We start from the raw sequence: 18,090 nt of genomic DNA, 5'->3' as shown, positions 1-18,090 counted from the left end.
ATTTAGAATGTGACATTAAATCCAAGTGAAAATTTCTTCATAAACGGGTATTCCCATGCTCCCTTTGAAAGCATATCCGACTCTAAGCCCTCCGGCAAATGATCCCATGTATGAAGGTTCTCCCCACTAAAAAAGACCTTGACTTCGTCAAAGTAAATCTGCTTAGTCCATACCTTAGGCAATGTATAGGATAAAGTGATGTTTTGCAGTTTCACATAAGCCGCATTGGCCAGATATTTGGTTTGCTTCCAGCGGTTCGTAGCGGTATTCACACCATTGTTTGCATATACTCTCGGAAAATAAGCATCCGTATGCTCTGGTGTCCAGAAATTAAGAGTTTCTTTAAACAAACTTCCCCATGTAGCGGTAGGCCATGCAATCTGATCGGTACGCCAAAAGTCGCGTTTGCCCACACCACGAAGGAAAATGGAAAGATCAAATCCCTTCCAACTCAAGCCTGCGTTGATGCCATAATGGAAACGCGGCGTAGAGTTACCGATAATACGTTGGTCGCCCGGATCGTCCGCTGTCCCTTTTCCACTCCAGATGGTAGTGGCATCATCATCAAAATTCTTATAAAGCACATCTCCCGGATACACTTTCCCAGCTCCTTTAGGGATAGGAATGCCTTCTTTAAGAGTTCCATCGGCATTGAAATCGTCTTCTCTATAAAAACGATCGGTCACATATCCCCAGATTTCACCAATCTTCTGCCCTTTCCGATAAGTACCCAACAAATTGGTTTCATTGTTGAACTTGGTAATCTCGCTCTGCGAATCGTAAAGGTTGAATCCGATACGGTAACTGAAATCTTTAATGCGGTCTCTCCAGTTGAGTTCCAGTTCCCAACCATAGGTTTTCAGATCTGCGGCATTTTGCTTGGCAGCAGCTACTCCCACCACCCAAGGCAAATCCATACCCGGCGCCAACATTCCTTTCGTATCACGCCGATACCAGTCGAAAGTCCCGTTCAACCTGTTATCAAAAAATCCGAAGTCGACACCGAAGTCAAGCGTATATACTTTCTCCCAGGTAAACGCACTGCTGACCATCGGCGGCGTAGAGAGAGTCGTAGGTTTTTTACCGCCTACCAACCAATTAGTTAATCCCGGAGCCATTTCCGGTATATACGGATAATTGTCCGGCGAGCCATCAGACAGCAAGATAATCTGATTTCCTATCGATCCCCAAGATGCACGGAACTTTAAATTAGACAGAACACTCCGGGTTCCTGCCATAAAAGACTCTTCCGATATGCGCCATCCTCCCGAGAAAGAAGGGAAAAAACCAAACCGATTGTTTTTAGGGAAACGTGAAGTTCCGTCATAACGTCCGTTGGCTTCAACCATGTAACGGTCTTTGTACGAATAGTTAACACGGTAAAAGAGTCCCCTAAGGGCATATTCATTGAATGTGTCTGTAGCCGTTGTAGTTCCGGTAGCTCCCGATATGGACGGCAGGTTGCTCAATAATACATCTTTTCTTTCCGTCCACTGTGATTCGGCGTGATTCTCTTCCTGATTGAATCCCCCCATCACCCCTATATTATGATTACCTATTGAAAAATCGTAATTTGCAAAAATGTTGATCGCATTGTAGTTGTTAAATCCCTGAGTCAGAGCATACCGGGTATTTTCCGTATTATTCAGGATACCAGTAAAATTCATTCCTATGTATTTATACTGCTTCACATACATACGGTTGTAATTTGTCACCCTATTGTATGTATATTCACCTGTTATCTTCAAGTTCTTCAGAGGTGAAATAATAATGCGTCCCAAGGCTCTAAAGTCAGTTTTTTTAACGATACGCGGTTCCCCATAGCGAATATAAGTAGCGGAAGTTTCAGCGGGATAAGTAATCCCGTCCACTTCATAAGGCGAGATATTCTGATAAGAAGGAAGCTGCATGGCACTTCCCCAGACTCCATTCCTTCCGCCTTGTTCCACTTTGTTCTGGGTAGAATTAGCATACCGTATATCCAACTGAGTTGTCAGCCATTTGTTGACCTCCACACTAAGAAAACTCGACAGATTGGCACGTTCATACCGGTCCTTATCCGTAATCAGGATTCCGTCTTCATTGGTATATCCCAAACCGATGCGGTAATTCGTTCTGGAACCTCCGCCCGAAACCGAGAAGCTATGGTTTTTCATAAAACCATAATTTTCCATCATATCCGCAAACATGTCGTTTTCTCTCATCAGGAACAGATTTCCTTTTTCATCGAAAATGTAGCCTTGAGGATATTTAGAAGGATTATCCATATAATCACGTACATACGTTTCCCACTGAGGTATATTCTTGCCATCCACATATGTATCATTGGGCCATCCCATTTCTTTATATGCCAATACGGACTCCAACGGGTTTGCTTTTTGAGGTAATTCCAATGCTTTGGAGAACGAGAAATTATTATTATAATTGAATTTAGGCGCCATATCCTTTTTGCCTTGTTTAGTAGTAATAAGGATCACTCCAAATGCCGCACGTGCCCCGTAAATGGCTGCAGAAGCAGCATCCTTCAAAACAGAAACCGATTCTATATCCTGCGGATCAATCATATTTATATCCATCGGTACATTATTGACCAACACCAACGGACCACCACCGTTGATAGAAGTGGTTCCACGAATATTATACGATAGATTGTCACCGGGCGTACCGGTTGCACCTTCAATTTTTAACCCGGGAACAACTCCCTGCAGGGCCGCCGTAATATTCGCTATCGGACGATCTCCTAATGTTTCCTGCACATTAACAGCTGTAACCGCTCCCGTCAGATTGACCTTCTTTTGTGTTCCGAAGCCGACAACCACTACTTCATCCATCAATTGTGAATCTTCTTTCAACTGAATGACGATTTGAGTTTTTCCATTGGTACTGACCTCTTGCGGCAAATAACCGATATACGTAACCTGCAGCTTGCCGTCCGCAGGAACTTCTAACGTGAACTCTCCGTTGAGATTCGTGATCGTAGCCTGCTTACTGCCTATGGCAAGTACATTGGCCCCTATGAGAGGCTCACCGGTAATGCCGGTTACCTTACCCATTATTTTTTTCATCTGGACAGTTTGTTTGGCAGCAGCTTTCTCTTTTGGCTGCACAGAAGGAGTAATAACTATATGTTCAGGTTCATAGTTACAAGTAAACCCGGTATTCTTCAAAAGAGCATCCATCACAAAAGAAAGCTTTTTGTCTATAAAGTTTTCCTTAATTTTCTTGTTTACATCCAGCTTGGTCTGATTGTATGTCACACTTAACTTGGTTTGCTGCTCTATCTGTTCGAATACTTTTTGCAAAGATTGATTGTTACCATATACACTTATTCGCTGATTCTGCCCGTAAGCAGTGTTATAAATGCATAAAGCGAGAAGTAAAAGGACTATTTTATGAATTTTTACGGATAAAATATTCCTTAAATTGATTTTTAATTTCATAATTTTGTGAGTTAATCAATTAATACTGTTTAAAGTCTCTAAAGGTTAAAAAGTTTTTGATTGATTTCGGGGATCGGAAATGGGTGTGGTAATTTGTTTCCGGTTCCCTTTTTTTCATATGGCAGCTCTCCTTTCTTTTATTTTAGCGGACAAATAGATATGGTTTCGTCCTTCCCCACTTTATAGGTGATACCTCCTACAGTTTTTGTCACAATGTCCAAAACATGAAAGATACTATCACGGTACTTAAACTTTATTGTATAAAGATCCGAGTTGATACGGTCCGATTCTGTCAGATCGGATGATAACCGGATGGATACGGCATATCTTCTTTCCAGCGTTTTCAGGATTTCCCTAAATGATTGAGAGACAAAATTCATTTCACCCTTAGTCCAGCCCGAATAGACGGAGGCGTCTATATTCCTTTTATAAAACTTTCCATCCCGGTTTTCATACTCCAGTTGCTGGTTGGGTTCTAAAGTAACAAAACAATCCGTCTGATTCTTCTTCCTAACGGCAACAGAACCGGTCTCCAATGTGGTAATCGTTCTCTTATCCAAAGGATACGCCTGCACATTAAACTGAGTACCCAGCACACAGACATCCAGGTGATTAGTTTCTACCACAAAAGGAAGTTTCTTGTCTGGTGCAACCTTAAAATGCCCCTCGCCCGAAAGATATACGGAACGAGTGTCGCCTGTAAAATGTGTGGGATATAAAAATACAGACCCGGAATTCAGGGTGATGACCGAACCATCGGGAAGTGTGACTTCTTTTTGTTCACCCTTGGGGACAATACATTCGACAAAACGGACATCGTGCGTATGCAGCCTGACATATACATAGGCAGTAGCAATGGACACCAACGGAATAAGTAGAAAAGCTGCTATACGTGCCCACCGATAAAGGTTTGACGGCTTACATAAAGGAAAGCCTGCTTTTTTTTGAAACTTCCGTAAAGAATGTCGGGTACAGGCATCTGCCGCAGGATGATAATCATCCCATATCTGATGGAGTGCTTTTTCTTTCCGTTCCTTGCCGGACGAATCAAGGAGCCATGTCCAGACTTTGCTTTTAAGATCCGGACTGGCTGTAAAAGCCATAAAGTTGCGTATAATTTTGTATGCGTCAGACATAGTATATTTTATGGGTTATGTATATAAGATACGTAACCCGCCAAACACACACAGTCCGAAAGAGATTTTTTTGGAATAAACTACTAAGTTTATACGATAGTAGCCATAATAACCAAGAGCAATATTTTGCGTATATCGGCCAGAGCCTGGGTCAGATGATTTTCAACCGTACGCTTACTAATGTTTAATTCACGGGCTATTTTCTCATTACTCAGTCCCTGTTCGCGGCTCATCCGGTAGATCTTTTTCCTTTGGGCAGGCATTCTCTCCACAGCGATGGCTATGATCAGTTCCAATTCTTTTGCATCAAGTTCCGCCTCTGTTTCACAATGTTCCGGATGATCATCCGATGTTTGCCAGGATTGATAATTCTGAAATAGCAGGGAACGTTCGATATGCCGGAAAACCGCATTCCGGGCAATACGGAACAGGTATGCATCCAGATTGTCTATCAATTTCAAGTTTCCCCGATTCTGCCACAATAATGCAAAAATATCCTGAGAGATATCTTCCGCCTCTTCAGCATTCTGCAACAAGCCATTAATGAACCCTTTTATTCGAGGGTAATAATCCAGAAAAAAAGCCTCAAACTTTTGAGGACTTTCCAGATTATCCATATCGGCCGGAGACTTCCTTATAAATTTCATCATACAGATATTTTAAGATTGCTCTATGCACACATATCCCACAAATCAGGACAGTTTTTTTAGAGATAATCCACTTAGGTTAACTTTATATTTGTTTTTTATGCCCTTACAATTTTTTATTATCAGCATTTACAAAGTTAAGCCCGGATTATCTCCGGGCTTTCTCCATATCACTGATACTACTGGTGAATGATCAGTGCCGACTGTGCCGGAACCGTTATCTCCGGACCGTACAACAGCCCCAAACCTCGCTCATCAATTACCCCATCTTTGCAGACAACGGTGTATTTGCCTTCAGGTATTGTCAGTTTGGCAGGAACGGAACGAGCATTGAGCACTACGATTATATTGTCCCAAGAGTCTCCGTTCGCACGGTCTTTCAAACGAAAAGCTATCAGGTTAGTGCCCTCCACCGGAAGAAATTCCAGATATTTACGCACCATCTCCGCATCGCCCATACGGAAAGCGGGATGTGCCTTACGAAGACTGATCAGACGTTTATAGTAAGTGAACACATCTTCATGGAGGGTTTTGCGGTTCCAATCGATGGCATTAATGGAATCGGGGCTTTCAAAACTATTATGCACCCCTTTCTTATCGCGCATCACCTCTTCACCAGCATAAATGAACGGAATACCTTGCGAGGTAAACACCGCCGTTTGTGCCAGTTTATCGAGCCGTGCAAGCTGTTCGGGAGTAATATCGGGAATACTTGACTTCAGACGGTCCACCAGGCACATATCATCATGGCAGGACACGTAACTGATCATTTGAGTCGGCTGGGCAGCCCAAGGAGCTTTGCTGTAATTCACAGAGTCATTGTTGACTTGAGGATGCTGGATAGCTCCGACAATTCCGAATTTAATGCTTTCTTCTCCACCGGGAATTCCGGCGAGGAAAGCCCCTTTATGGTTATCATTGAAAGGACCACGCAACGCATCACGCAGTTCGTCGGAGAAAGCGGCAATACCGGGCATCTCGAAAGTATTGGCCTTCATAGCCAGCGAATCCCCCGGATACTGTGGTGCCTCCGCAGCCCAACCTTCACCATAAATAATGATAGAAGGATCAATGGCATTGACTGCCTTGCGGATTTCATTCATTGTCTCGATGTCGTGAATGCCCATCAGGTCGAAGCGGAAACCGTCTATATGATATTCTTTAATCCAGTGGAGCACGGATTCGATCATATACTTACGCATCATGGGACGGTTGCTTGCCGTTTCGTTGCCGCAAGCCGAACCATTTGCCAGCGAACCATCGGGTTTCTGACGATAGAAATATCCCGGAACCGTACGCTCAAAGTTGCTTCCGTCAGTATTGTACGTGTGATTGTACACCACGTCGAGTACTACCCGAATACCGGCTTTGTGGAGCGCCTGCACCATCTGTTTGAATTCACGGATGCGAACAGCCGGATCATAAGGATCAGTAGAATACGAACCATCGGGCACATTGTAATTTTGCGGATCATATCCCCAATTGTATTTATTTTCATTCAGTTTGGTTTCATCCACTGAGGCATAGTCATAAGATGGCAGGAGATGTACATGGGTGACTCCCAGTTCCACCAGATGGTCAATACCGGTAAGCAACTTGGCAGGATTCAGTGTCCCATGTTCGGTCAGAGCCAGAAACTTCCCTTTGTTCCGAATGCCCGACGTGGAGTCAACAGAAAAATCACGATGATGCATCTCGTAGATGACTGCATCCGCAGGTGATTTCAACGGCGGACGCTGATCGTTTTCCCACCCCTGCGGATCGGTGGATTTCAGGTCGATAATGGCGGCACGCTTTCCGTTTACCCCCACCGCTTTGGCATTGATACCCGGCGTATCTCCCATCCATTTATCGTTTACCTTGACATTGAATGTATAGAATTTCCCCATCAGATCTTTACTGACCGTTGCTGTCCAAGTGCCTTCTTCCCCCGGCTCCATAGGAATTGTTTCGTAAGCATGCCCTCCTTCACCCGAATCAAACAACATCAGACGAACTTCATCGGCGGTAGGTGCCCAAAGGATAAACTTAGTAGCCTCCGGTGAATACTCCATCTCCGTGAGACTGCCCGAACGCACCGGATACAGCTCATAAGACGCATATTCTTTCTTGGCAGGAGTACAACTGACTACAGCCGTGGCCGCAGTCACTCCGATAAAGGCAAGATAGTTCATTTTCATGGTTTTTCTCTCTATTAAATTATTATCTGATTAATTAAGTAGCCCGCGGCTACTTCACCCTTTCCGGGTTCTTGGCTATAAAATCTTTCCAACCGCTATACCCTTTCTCCATCACAGGACGCCCCATCTGCAGGAAATGACAATAGGCAGCTGCCAGTCCGTCGGTAGCATCCATAAAGACAGGCATGTCTTCTTTGGCAAAATGCAGCATGCGTTGCAGCATGTCGGCCACTTGCTCTTTTGAAGCCTGCCCGTTACCGGTAATAGCCATTTTTATTTTAAGCGGAGCATATTCGGTAATAGGAATATCTCGACTCAGCGCGGCAGCCATTGCCACTCCTTGTGCACGTCCGAGTTTCAGCATAGACTGCACGTTTTTCCCGAAGAAAGGGGCTTCAATCGCCAGTTCATCCGGCAAGTAGCTTTCAATGATGCTCAGTACCCGTTCATGTATATGGCGCAGTTTAAGGTAATGATCGCCGAATTTACGCAGGTCGATAATCCCCATAGCAATCATCTCCGGCTTAGTCCCCCGGACACGCAGCACTCCGTATCCCATGATCGTTGTACCGGGATCGATGCCCAGAATAATCTTCTCTTTAACCGGCTGAATCACTCCAGTACCTCCATCAATGTCGGAAATCCGACTACTTTATCCTTGAATATCTTTACCAACTCTTGGTTAAGCCGTGCACCTTGTTCCTGATGCCAGCGATGCAAAAGGCTGGAATTATCCACCTCCCATTGGAGTGAATAAGAAGTGCCCTCGTCACGATGGCTCAACACACGGCAGATACGTGGTGCACGGAGTACTCCGTGTTTCTCTACTTCAGGGATATAACTTTCTTTGATCCAGATCAGGAAATTGTCATGAACCTCGTCATCCACCTGAAAAGTGGTATTGTATATCAGCATATTTTTTATCTTTTGATGATTATTTCCGCAAACATAGCAATTATTTCAGAATAATGCATTATATTTGCCGCATCAAAACAGATAAACGTTCGCAAACGTTATCATGAAAACAACGGGGGGTTAGCTCATCTGGCTAGAGCGTAACACTGGCAGTGTTAAGGTGATCGGTTCGAGTCCGATACTCTCCACACCCAATTAATAAAAATAGTAAATATTTCATCATTAAAATGGGGAAATCCGTGAGGACTTCCCCATTTTGTTTTTTATCCGGTTCTACATCAGTTTGCCACAGATCATGGACCAATGTTCCTCCCACACTCGATAGCCTCTCCCCTATCTCTACAACACGAAAAGTTTTCGTTTTATTCGGAACTGAGGATCAAGGGAAAAAAGAGCAACTACACAATTAATGACCAAACCGGAAACGAAGTTTATGCCAAAAGCCATCTTCTTTCTTTTTTCCTTCCACCGATGCAACCTCTGAGTCTGTATGTGTCGTGGTCTCTGCTTCCACTCCTGTTACCACTTCTTGTATAGAGACCTTCACCTTTTTCTCAAAATTCCTTTTAATCCAAACTTCAAGGACTATTCCGGCATAATCGCAACTGCGTATAATTTTCAAATGATTTTCCAATAGCTGTATCTCCCACTCGATTTTTCTGACCTCTTCACGCAAACTAATGATCCGGTCATACAGCTTTGATTTGCAGCATTGCAATTTCCCCACTTCAGAACGTTGGCCGTGTAGGTCTGTCGGCACCTCCGGTGTCTCTACAAGCGCTTCTCCGGAGCTTGCGGCATCTTCGTCCTTTTCCGGCCCGGCTATTTTTATACGCTCCCGTCCGCCAAGTACCTCTTCCAGTGTTTTTAGACGATTCGACAATTCATCTTTCTCTTTTTCCAAGCATCTATTCTGCTTGGACAGACTCTCATTTCTGTTCCACAAATCAGTATTACGTCTGCGCGCAGCTTCTATCATTTGCCACTCTTCCATCTGTTGCTTCTTGAACCACTCAACGCTCTTCCGACTTCTGGAAAGTTCTGATTGAAGCCCATTGATGATTTCGTTTGTACTTGCGGGCAGATCACTCAACACCTTCCTGAATTCCTTGATGTATTCGCATACAGAATCGAATCTCATTCTGGCGGCTACCTTTGAAAGAGGAGAGGCGGCAAAGGCACTATTAAACAGTTTTTGCTCTTCGGTACTCAAGCCACCCACCACCATAGACAATATCCGGCGCACGATGGGCGCAAAGTCATCAAAGAGGCGCATCTTAAGCGCGGCATCTTCGTCCTTCTCAAGTTCCGCCTCGATGCGCCGTTCAAACTTCCCACAAAGTTGTTCGTAATTAGTGGTCAGGCGCGCCAACCGCTTCTCGTTTCCGATCAATCTCTGTACACTCTCGTCGTCAATCAACACCACGCTACCCACAGTCGAAGAGGTTATCTCACACTCCCGTATCCATCCGAGCACCCGCGATTCGCTGATCCCATACTTATCAGATATACTTTTTACTGACATCCAATCGGCCATATCCATACAATTTAAGGTCTGCAAGATTGTACATAAGATCCAAAGCATCCGTAATTCACCTTATGACGAAAAGAATAGCTATCGTGCCCAATCACTCCCCCGCATCGGCTAAAATAATCATTTTTCACAGAACAACCTATTATTTGTAAAAAAAGAAAGTTATTTTTATTTTATCTCTTATATATGTCAATATGGTAGCGGTTGGAAAACCATTGAAAGGCATGCACGTTACCGACTCACTGCCCGAACTTATCTTGAAGTATCAACAAACCAAAAAAAGAAAGAAAAATATCTCTACCCTTCTGATTATTATACACCAATGAAAAACTGAAAAGCCACAGAAGTCATAAAGTAATTACCAAAGAAACATCTTTTTCCTTTATCATAGAGTTTCACTTCTTTGTTTCTCCTTTGTGTACCCCAAGTACTCTGTGATGAATTCAGCCGACTGACACATTTTATTTCTTTCTATCTCCTTTGATTGCAATATTATTGTTACTTTTGCAGCAATTTAAAGAAAAACCGAATAACAATAAATCGCAAGATATGATAGCTAAGATTAATCAACTTCTTGAAGAGGTAGCAGCCTTGAAGGCTGCCAATGCCGAAGAACTCGAAGCTCTCCGCATCAAATACCTTAGCAAGAAAGGAGCCATCAACGACTTGATGGCAGATTTCCGTAACGTGGCTGCCGAACAGAAAAAAGAAGTCGGCATGAGGCTCAACGAGCTGAAAACTAAAGCACAAGAGAAAATCAACGCACTGAAAGAACAGTTCGACAACCAAGACAACGGACAGGACGATCTGGACCTGACCCGTTCGGCTTACCCTGTGGAACTGGGCACACGTCACCCGCTCTCCATTGTACGCAATGAAATCATCGATATCTTTGCCCGTCTGGGATTCAACATCGCCGAGGGTCCGGAAATCGAAGATGACTGGCACGTGTTCTCGGCACTTAACTTTGCCGAAGATCATCCGGCACGCGACATGCAGGATACATTCTTCATCGAATCACACCCCGACGTGCTACTACGCACACACACTTCGTCGGTGCAGAGTCGTGTAATGGAAGTTTCACAACCACCTATCCGCATCATCTGCCCGGGACGCGTTTACCGTAACGAAGCCATCAGCTATCGTGCACACTGCTTCTTCCACCAGGTGGAGGCGCTGTATGTGGACAAAGACGTTTCTTTCACCGACCTGAAACAGGTGTTGCTTCTCTTCGCCCAGGAGATGTTCGGTGCCGATACGAAAATCCGCCTGCGTCCATCCTACTTCCCGTTCACAGAACCCAGTGCTGAAATGGACATCAGCTGTAACATCTGCGGCGGAAAAGGTTGCCCTTTCTGCAAACATACCGGATGGGTGGAAATCCTGGGATGCGGCATGGTAGACCCCAATGTGCTTGATGCCAACGGAATTGACAGCAAAGTCTACAGTGGCTATGCCTTAGGTATGGGTATCGAACGTATCACAAACTTGAAATATCAGGTGAAGGACCTCCGGATGTTCTCCGAAAACGATACCCGTTTCCTAAAGGAATTCGAAGCGGCATATTGATTTACGATCAGGCGATTTACAATTTACAATTGAAATTACCTCCCGACATGAAGGAGGTAAGAAAGATGTGTAGAGAGTAAATCGTCTAATTCGCTTCAAACTTCGTGTTCTTCACAGGATGAAGTGGCTTCAATCGCAAATCGTCCAACTGTTAATTATGAAACCATAATGAAAGATAGGCTTGTCACTCCCGGTTATGTCTTGATACTGGCAGCAAACTTCCTTTTATACTTTGCCTTCTACTTGATTCTGCCTGTACTGCCTTTCTATCTGACTGAAGTTTTCCAAACCGGAAATGCGGCAGTAGGCGTTATTTTATCATGCTACACTGTGGCCTCGCTCTGTATTCGCCCCTTTTCAGGCTATCTACTGGACACACTGGCACGCAAACCGCTCTATCTGATCGCTTATTTCGTGTTCATAACCGTCTTCGCGGGATATATCCTGGCGGGAGTACTGTCATTATTCATTATGCTCCGTGTAGTGCACGGACTGGCCTTCGGTATGGTGACCGTAGCAGGAAACACCATTGTAATCGACATCACTCCTTCTTCACGACGAGGAGAAGCAGTAGGCTACTACGGACTGATGAACAACACCGCCATGAGTTTCGGACCGATGATCGGGCTTTTCATGCACGACACTTGTTCATTCGAAACCATCTTCCTCTGCTCACTCCTCTCCGGCACAGCCGGTTTTGTAGCTGCATGTCTGGTGAAGACTCCTGTCAAGCAACCGGTCAAGCGGGAGCCAATCTCACTTGACCGCTTCGTATTAATAAAAGGTATACCGGCCGGCGTTGCCCTGCTCTTGCTATCTATCCCCTATGGCATGACAAGCACTTACATAGCCATGTATGCCAAAGAAATAGGAATCACACTCAGCTCCGGTCTGTTCTTTACGTTCATGGCAATAGGCATGGCCGTCTCACGTATGTTCTCCGGACGGCAGGTGGACAAGGGACACATCACGCAGGTTATCACTCTGGGACTTTATCTGGTGTGCATTTGTTTCTTCACTCTTTCTGCCTGTGACAAACTGATGCAGATAAATCCCGAACTAACCGATGTGCTTTTCTTCATGGTAGCACTGCTGCTGGGAGTCGGGTTTGGCACCATGTTTCCAGCCTTCAACACGCTGTTTGTCAACTTGGCTCCGAACAGCCAACGCGGCACAGCCACTTCCACCTATCTCACCTCGTGGGATGTAGGCATCGGAATCGGTCTGGTTCTGGGCGGCTATATCGCCCAATTTACCTCGTTTGACATGGCCTATCTCTTCGGAGCCTGCCTGACAGTGATCTCCACCTTCTATTTTAACTTGAAAGTCGCACCTCATTATCATAAGAACAAATTAAGATGACAAAGAAAGAACGTTATGAAAAAGTAATCGCCTGGTTTCAGGAGAATGTACCCGTAGCCGAAACGGAACTGCATTACAACAACCCGTACGAACTGCTGATTGCCGTTATCCTCTCCGCACAATGTACTGACAAGCGGGTGAACATGATCACCCCGAAAATCTATCAAGACTTCCCCACCCCGGAAGCACTGGCCGCTACTACTCCGGAAGTGATATTCGAGTACATCCGCAGTGTCTCTTACCCTAACAATAAGTCAAAACACTTGGTAGGCATGGCACGAATGCTGGTGAGTGACTTTAACAGCAAAGTGCCCGGTACCCTTGAAGAACTGATCAAACTGCCCGGAGTGGGACGCAAAACAGCCAACGTCATCCAGTCTGTCGTATTCAACAAGGCGGCCATGGCTGTAGACACACATGTATTCCGAGTGAGCCACCGCATCGGACTCGTGGGTGATGCCTGCACGACTCCTTTCAGTGTAGAAAAAGAACTGACGAAAAACATCCCCAACGAATTGATTCCCATTGCTCACCACTGGCTTATTCTACACGGACGTTATGTCTGCCAGGCACGTACACCCAAATGTGAAACCTGTGGTTTGCAATTAATGTGTAAATATTACTGTGAGAAGTATAAAGTTAGCAAAGACACACCGAAGAGGAAGAATAAATAACGATTTCATAGCAAAAAAGAGAAATTAATACTAACTTTGCGGTCATCATAAAAGAAACTAACACTTTTAAAGTAAATAAATAAAGTATTATGCAGACAATTGACAATTTCAATTTTGCCGGTAAAAAGGCATTCGTTCGCGTGGACTTCAATGTACCCTTGGACGAAAACTTCAACATTACAGACGACACTCGTATCCGTGCTGCACTTCCTACGCTAAAGAAGATTCTGGCAGACGGTGGCAGCATCATCATCGGTTCTCACCTGGGCCGTCCGAAAGGCGTTGCCGACAAATTCTCTCTGAAACATATCGTTAAGCACGTGTCAGAACTGCTGGGCGTTGAAGTTCAGTTTGCTAACGACTGCATGGGCGAAGAAGCTGCCGTGAAAGCTGCCGCTTTACAACCGGGCGAAGTGCTGTTGCTCGAAAATCTCCGTTTCTACGCTGAGGAAGAAGGCAAACCGAGAGGACTGGCTGAAGACGCAACCGACGAAGAAAAAGCCGCTGCCAAGAAAGCCGTGAAAGAAAGCCAGAAAGAATTTACAAAGAAACTGGCTTCATACGCTGACTGCTACGTAAACGACGCATTCGGTACGGCTCACCGTGCACACGCTTCTACGGCATTGATCGCCAAATACTTCGATGTGAACAATAAGATGTTCGGTTACTTGATGGAGAAAGAAGTGAAGGCCGTTGACAAGATATTGAACGATATCAAACGTCCGTTTACAGCCATCATGGGTGGTTCTAAAGTGTCTTCTAAGATCGAAATCATCGAAAACCTGCTGAACAAGGTAGACAACCTGATCATCACAGGCGGTATGACATATACTTTCACCAAAGCTATGGGTGGACAGATCGGTCTGTCTATCTGCGAAGATGACAAACTGGATCTCGCCCGCGAACTGATGCAAAAGGCTAAAGACAAAGGTGTAAATCTGGTATTGGCTGTTGACGCTAAGATCGCCGACTCTTTCTCTAACGATGCCAACACTAAATTCTGTCCTGTGAATGAAATTCCTGACGGATGGGAAGGTCTTGACATCGGTCCTAAATCAGAAGAAATCTTTGCCGAAGTGATCAAGAATTCCAAGACTATCCTTTGGAACGGCCCGACAGGCGTATTCGAATTCGAAAACTTCACTCACGGTTCACGCTCGGTAGGCGAAGCTATCGTAGAAGCTACTAAGAACGGAGCTTTCTCACTCGTTGGCGGTGGCGACTCTGTAGCTTGTGTCAACAAGTTCGGCCTGGCAAACGGTGTATCTTATGTTTCTACCGGCGGTGGAGCATTGCTTGAAGCAATCGAAGGAAAAGTTCTTCCGGGTATTGCCGCTATTCAGGAATAAGACTAAAGTGAATCACTATAAAACAGAAAAGGCAGCCCCTCACGGAGTTGCCTTTTTTAAAAGGAAAAAGTCAAGAGTGAAACCCTTTTTCAGCATCATATTACTGCTTTTTTTATCAGCCTGTGCAGACAAAAAAGAGGGACATACGCTGTCATCCGAACTTCAGCCTCTGACTTTCGGACTAATGCCTTCTTTCGACGGACTGCCTCATCTGATTGCCGCCCGCTACGGTGTTTATGATTCGCTGGATATAAAAGTCAACTTCATCACTTATGCCTCGGCAACCGATCGTGACGCTGCTTTCTTATCGGGCAAACTGGATGGTATGCTCACCGACTATCCGTGTGCCGCCCTTTTACAGACCAAAGGAGTCCGTTTGCGTCTGGTTATGGAAAATGATGGCTGCCTTAGCCTGATAACAAGCAAAAAATATGATGTCAGGAATCCGGAAGACCTAAAAGGGAAAAACATTGCCATCTCTTGCAATACCCTGATAGAGTATGCCACCGACGAAGTAATGAAACAGGCCCGTCTTACTCCCGGTGAAGCGAACAAACCCGAAATCAACAACATTTTTTTGAGGCTGATGATGTTGGAAAACGGACAGATTACAGCATCTTTCTTGCCCGGTCCGGCAACGGCAATCGCGGTAAACGACGGACACACAGTATTGCTGAATACAATCCAAATGGGGATACATTCCGCCGGAACGGCTTTCACAGAAGAGGCCATCAAAGAAAAAAACGAAGAAATAAGGAGGTTTATCACCGGATACAATCTCGGCGTGAAATACCTGCAAACTTATCCCCGGGATAAATGGGGGGAGATATTAACACAAGAATTCGGACTGCCGGAAACAGTGGCTGCCCAGGTGGACTTGCCCGATTATCGACCTGCCATGTGTCCGTCTTCTCACGACATAAAAAAAGCTATTGCCTGGCTGAAGAACAAAGGAGCAATCCCCGGTAACTATCAGGGTGAAAACTTAGTAGATACGACCTTCATTCCCGGCCAATTCAAACCATAATAAATACAACAAAGTAAAGATGAAAAACACATTCCTATTAACACTTGTGCTGCTACTGGCAAGCGGCAACCTGAATGCACAGGAAAAAAAAGAGGGTATGACGGTAAACAAAGTCGTCAATACGCTAAAAGAACGGATCACCCTTGCCGGATATGCGCAGCTGGGATATACTTATGACGATGCAGCGAAGAAAACCAATACATTCGACATCAAACGAATCATTTTCATGGCTCACGGACGAATCACCGACCGTTGGACCTGCGATTTCATGTACGACTTTTACAATGGAGGTATGCTGCTCGAGGTTTATACCGATTATCAGATTCTACCCGGACTGAAAGCCCGCATCGGAGAATTTAAAGTCCCTTATACGATCGAGAACGAATTATCACCCACGACAGTGGAACTGATTAACTGCTACTCACAGTCTGTGTGTTATCTGGCAGGGGTAAGCGGCAGTGACGTAGCTTGTGGCATGACATCGGGACGCGACATCGGTGCGATGATCCACGGAGGACTACTGAACGACCTGCTATACTACAAACTGGCGGTGATGAACGGACAAGGACTCAATATCAAAGATAAAAACAATCAAAAAGATATCATCGGCAATCTGATGGTAAATCCACTGAAATGGCTGTCGGTAGGCGGTTCGTTTATAAAAGGAACAGGACATGCCGTCGCCGATTCGGAAATAACCGGTATCCCGGCAGGGGAAAACTACACCAAAAATCGCTGGAGTATAGGAGGTATCATCACGACAAGCCCGTTCAGCCTCCGTTCCGAATATCTGGCGGGAAAGGACGGAACTGTGAAAAGTGACGGTTTTTATGCCACCGGAAGTTGCCGGCTCCTACGCAACTTCGACCTCGTAGTTTCATATGACTATTTCAACGCAGATAAAGCCATCGGCCGAAAACAGACGAATTACATAGCCGGACTGCAATATTGGTTCTATCCCAAATGCAGACTGCAAGCACAATATACTTTTTGCGACCGGAATAAGGGAAAAGACAGTAACCTGTTTCAGGCGCAGGTACAGGTAAGATTCTAAAACGATAATCAATGGAACATAAAATCAGCGAACCCAATGCCCGTGTAGACGTGGCCGATGTACTGAGAGGACTGGCTGTGATGGGGATCATCATCCTGCATAGTATCGAACATTTTAATTTCTACTCCTTTCCGGATGCCATCCCCGGCGAATGGATGAAGTTTACCGACAGAGCTATCTGGAACGGGCTCTTTTTTGTCTTCAGCAACAAAGCTTATGCCGTATTTGCCCTGCTGTTCGGCTTCAGTTTCTATATTCAGGATAACAACCAACAACGCCGTGGTAAAGATTTTCGCCTCCGGTTCATCTGGCGGATGGTGCTACTGTTCATCATCGGACAGTTCAACGCTGCTTTTTTTACAGGTGAAATACTGACGATGTATGCCATGCTCGGTCTGATACTCCCTCTGTTCTGTCGCCTCGGTAGCCGCAGTGTAACCATCTTCGCTACCCTGCTTATCCTGCAACCGATAGATTGGTTCAAAGTGATCTATGCTCTCTGCAACCCGGATTATGTACCCGGTCCCAGCCTGGCTTCCCACTACTTCGGGATTGCTTTCGACGTGCAGAAAAACGGTACCTTCCTTGAAACGATCCGCATGAACCTCTGGGAAGGGCAACTTGCCAACCTGACTTGGGCATTGGAGCACGGACGCATTCTGCAAACGCCTGCCCTCTTCCTCTTCGGTATGCTGGTGGGACGTAAGGGACTATTCCTTTATAGCGAACAGAACGAACAACGCTGGCTCAAAGCATTAGGTATGTCACTCTTATGTTTCTTTCCATTATATGGTCTGAATAACATGCTGCCGGGATTCATCACGCGCGATGCCCTCCTGATTCCCTTGCAACTGATCATAAGCTCTTTGAGCAACCTCAGCTTCATGGTATTGCTGGTCAGCGGACTGCTTATCACTTTCTACCGTGTCAAAGACCGCAGATTCCTGATGCGTTTCACCTCGTATGGCAAGATGAGTCTGACAAACTACATCGGACAATCCGTCATTGGCTCACTTCTTTTCTACCACTGGGGGTTTGAATTGGGACGTTTCTTAGGAATTACTTACAGTTTCTTTTTTGGCATTCTTTTTGTACTTCTTCAAATGGCCTTCTGTTCCTGGTGGCTCGGTCACTTTAAACATGGTCCCTTCGAAGGCCTATGGAAACGCCTCACTTGGATTGGAAACAATAAACGAAAGTAAA

General features: G+C 45.2%; 14 protein-coding genes and 1 tRNA gene. 8 read left to right on the top strand and 7 right to left on the bottom strand.

Annotated elements, in window-relative coordinates; genetic code table 11:
* Positions 1-2: 2 nt before the first annotated feature.
* From KO473_RS10650 to KO473_RS10625, 6 genes are all read right to left on the bottom strand, one after another.
* Complete coding sequence (locus tag KO473_RS10650; protein ID WP_216035110.1) at positions 3-3,440, bottom strand: TonB-dependent receptor; 3,438 nt, start codon at positions 3,438-3,440, stop codon at positions 3-5.
* Between the two features lie 137 nt (positions 3,441-3,577).
* A complete protein-coding gene (locus tag KO473_RS10645; RefSeq protein ID WP_005821151.1) occupies positions 3,578-4,576 on the bottom strand; it encodes a FecR family protein in 999 nt (332 codons plus the stop codon).
* Positions 4,577-4,665: 89 nt separating this feature from the next.
* Complete coding sequence (locus tag KO473_RS10640; RefSeq protein WP_005807607.1) at positions 4,666-5,223, bottom strand: RNA polymerase sigma-70 factor; 558 nt, start codon at positions 5,221-5,223, stop codon at positions 4,666-4,668.
* Between the two features lie 179 nt (positions 5,224-5,402).
* Entirely contained in the window at positions 5,403-7,403 is a 2,001-nt protein-coding gene (pulA, locus tag KO473_RS10635; protein ID WP_005780569.1) for a type I pullulanase, read from the bottom strand.
* A gap of 49 nt (positions 7,404-7,452) precedes the next feature.
* A complete protein-coding gene (gene ruvC / locus KO473_RS10630) occupies positions 7,453-8,019 on the bottom strand; it encodes a crossover junction endodeoxyribonuclease RuvC (protein WP_005780571.1) in 567 nt (188 codons plus the stop codon).
* Positions 8,016-8,318, bottom strand: coding sequence for a DUF4286 family protein (locus KO473_RS10625; RefSeq protein WP_005821157.1), 303 nt, complete (start codon positions 8,316-8,318; stop codon positions 8,016-8,018). The genes ruvC and KO473_RS10625 overlap by 4 nt, the downstream gene beginning before the upstream one ends.
* Positions 8,319-8,432: 114 nt before the next feature.
* On the opposite strand from KO473_RS10625, the gene KO473_RS10620 reads away from it, so the two are divergent.
* Positions 8,433-8,506, top strand: a tRNA-Ala gene (locus KO473_RS10620).
* A gap of 218 nt (positions 8,507-8,724) precedes the next feature.
* On the opposite strand, the gene KO473_RS10615 is transcribed toward KO473_RS10620, so the two are convergent.
* Entirely contained in the window at positions 8,725-9,861 is a 1,137-nt protein-coding gene (locus tag KO473_RS10615; protein ID WP_232303456.1) for a hypothetical protein, read from the bottom strand.
* 540 nt (positions 9,862-10,401) lie between these two features.
* Here KO473_RS10615 and pheS point away from each other — a divergent pair.
* From pheS to KO473_RS10580, 7 genes are all read left to right on the top strand, one after another.
* Complete coding sequence (gene pheS, locus KO473_RS10610) at positions 10,402-11,421, top strand: phenylalanine--tRNA ligase subunit alpha (protein ID WP_005780578.1); 1,020 nt, start codon at positions 10,402-10,404, stop codon at positions 11,419-11,421.
* Between the two features lie 168 nt (positions 11,422-11,589).
* Positions 11,590-12,783, top strand: a complete 1,194-nt coding sequence (locus KO473_RS10605) for an MFS transporter (protein ID WP_005780580.1) — start codon at positions 11,590-11,592, stop codon at positions 12,781-12,783.
* A complete protein-coding gene (nth, locus tag KO473_RS10600) occupies positions 12,780-13,457 on the top strand; it encodes an endonuclease III (protein WP_005821162.1) in 678 nt (225 codons plus the stop codon). Before KO473_RS10605 ends, nth begins: the two co-directional genes overlap by 4 nt.
* 89 nt (positions 13,458-13,546) lie before the next feature.
* On the top strand, positions 13,547-14,806 hold the full coding sequence (pgk, locus tag KO473_RS10595) for a phosphoglycerate kinase (RefSeq protein WP_005807633.1): 1,260 nt from the start codon (positions 13,547-13,549) through the stop codon (positions 14,804-14,806).
* Positions 14,807-14,813: 7 nt separating this feature from the next.
* Entirely contained in the window at positions 14,814-15,833 is a 1,020-nt protein-coding gene (locus tag KO473_RS10590; RefSeq protein ID WP_005821165.1) for an ABC transporter substrate-binding protein, read from the top strand.
* 19 nt (positions 15,834-15,852) lie between these two features.
* On the top strand, positions 15,853-16,887 hold the full coding sequence (locus KO473_RS10585) for a porin (protein WP_005807639.1): 1,035 nt from the start codon (positions 15,853-15,855) through the stop codon (positions 16,885-16,887).
* A gap of 11 nt (positions 16,888-16,898) precedes the next feature.
* On the top strand, positions 16,899-18,089 hold the full coding sequence (locus KO473_RS10580; RefSeq protein ID WP_005821167.1) for a DUF418 domain-containing protein: 1,191 nt from the start codon (positions 16,899-16,901) through the stop codon (positions 18,087-18,089).
* The last annotated feature ends 1 nt before the right edge of the window (position 18,090 follow it).

The sequence above is a fragment of the Bacteroides sp. HF-4919 genome, assembly GCF_018860125.1.
The sequence above is the reverse complement of the archived record's forward strand: the minus strand, read 5'-3'. Positions and strand labels throughout refer to the sequence as shown.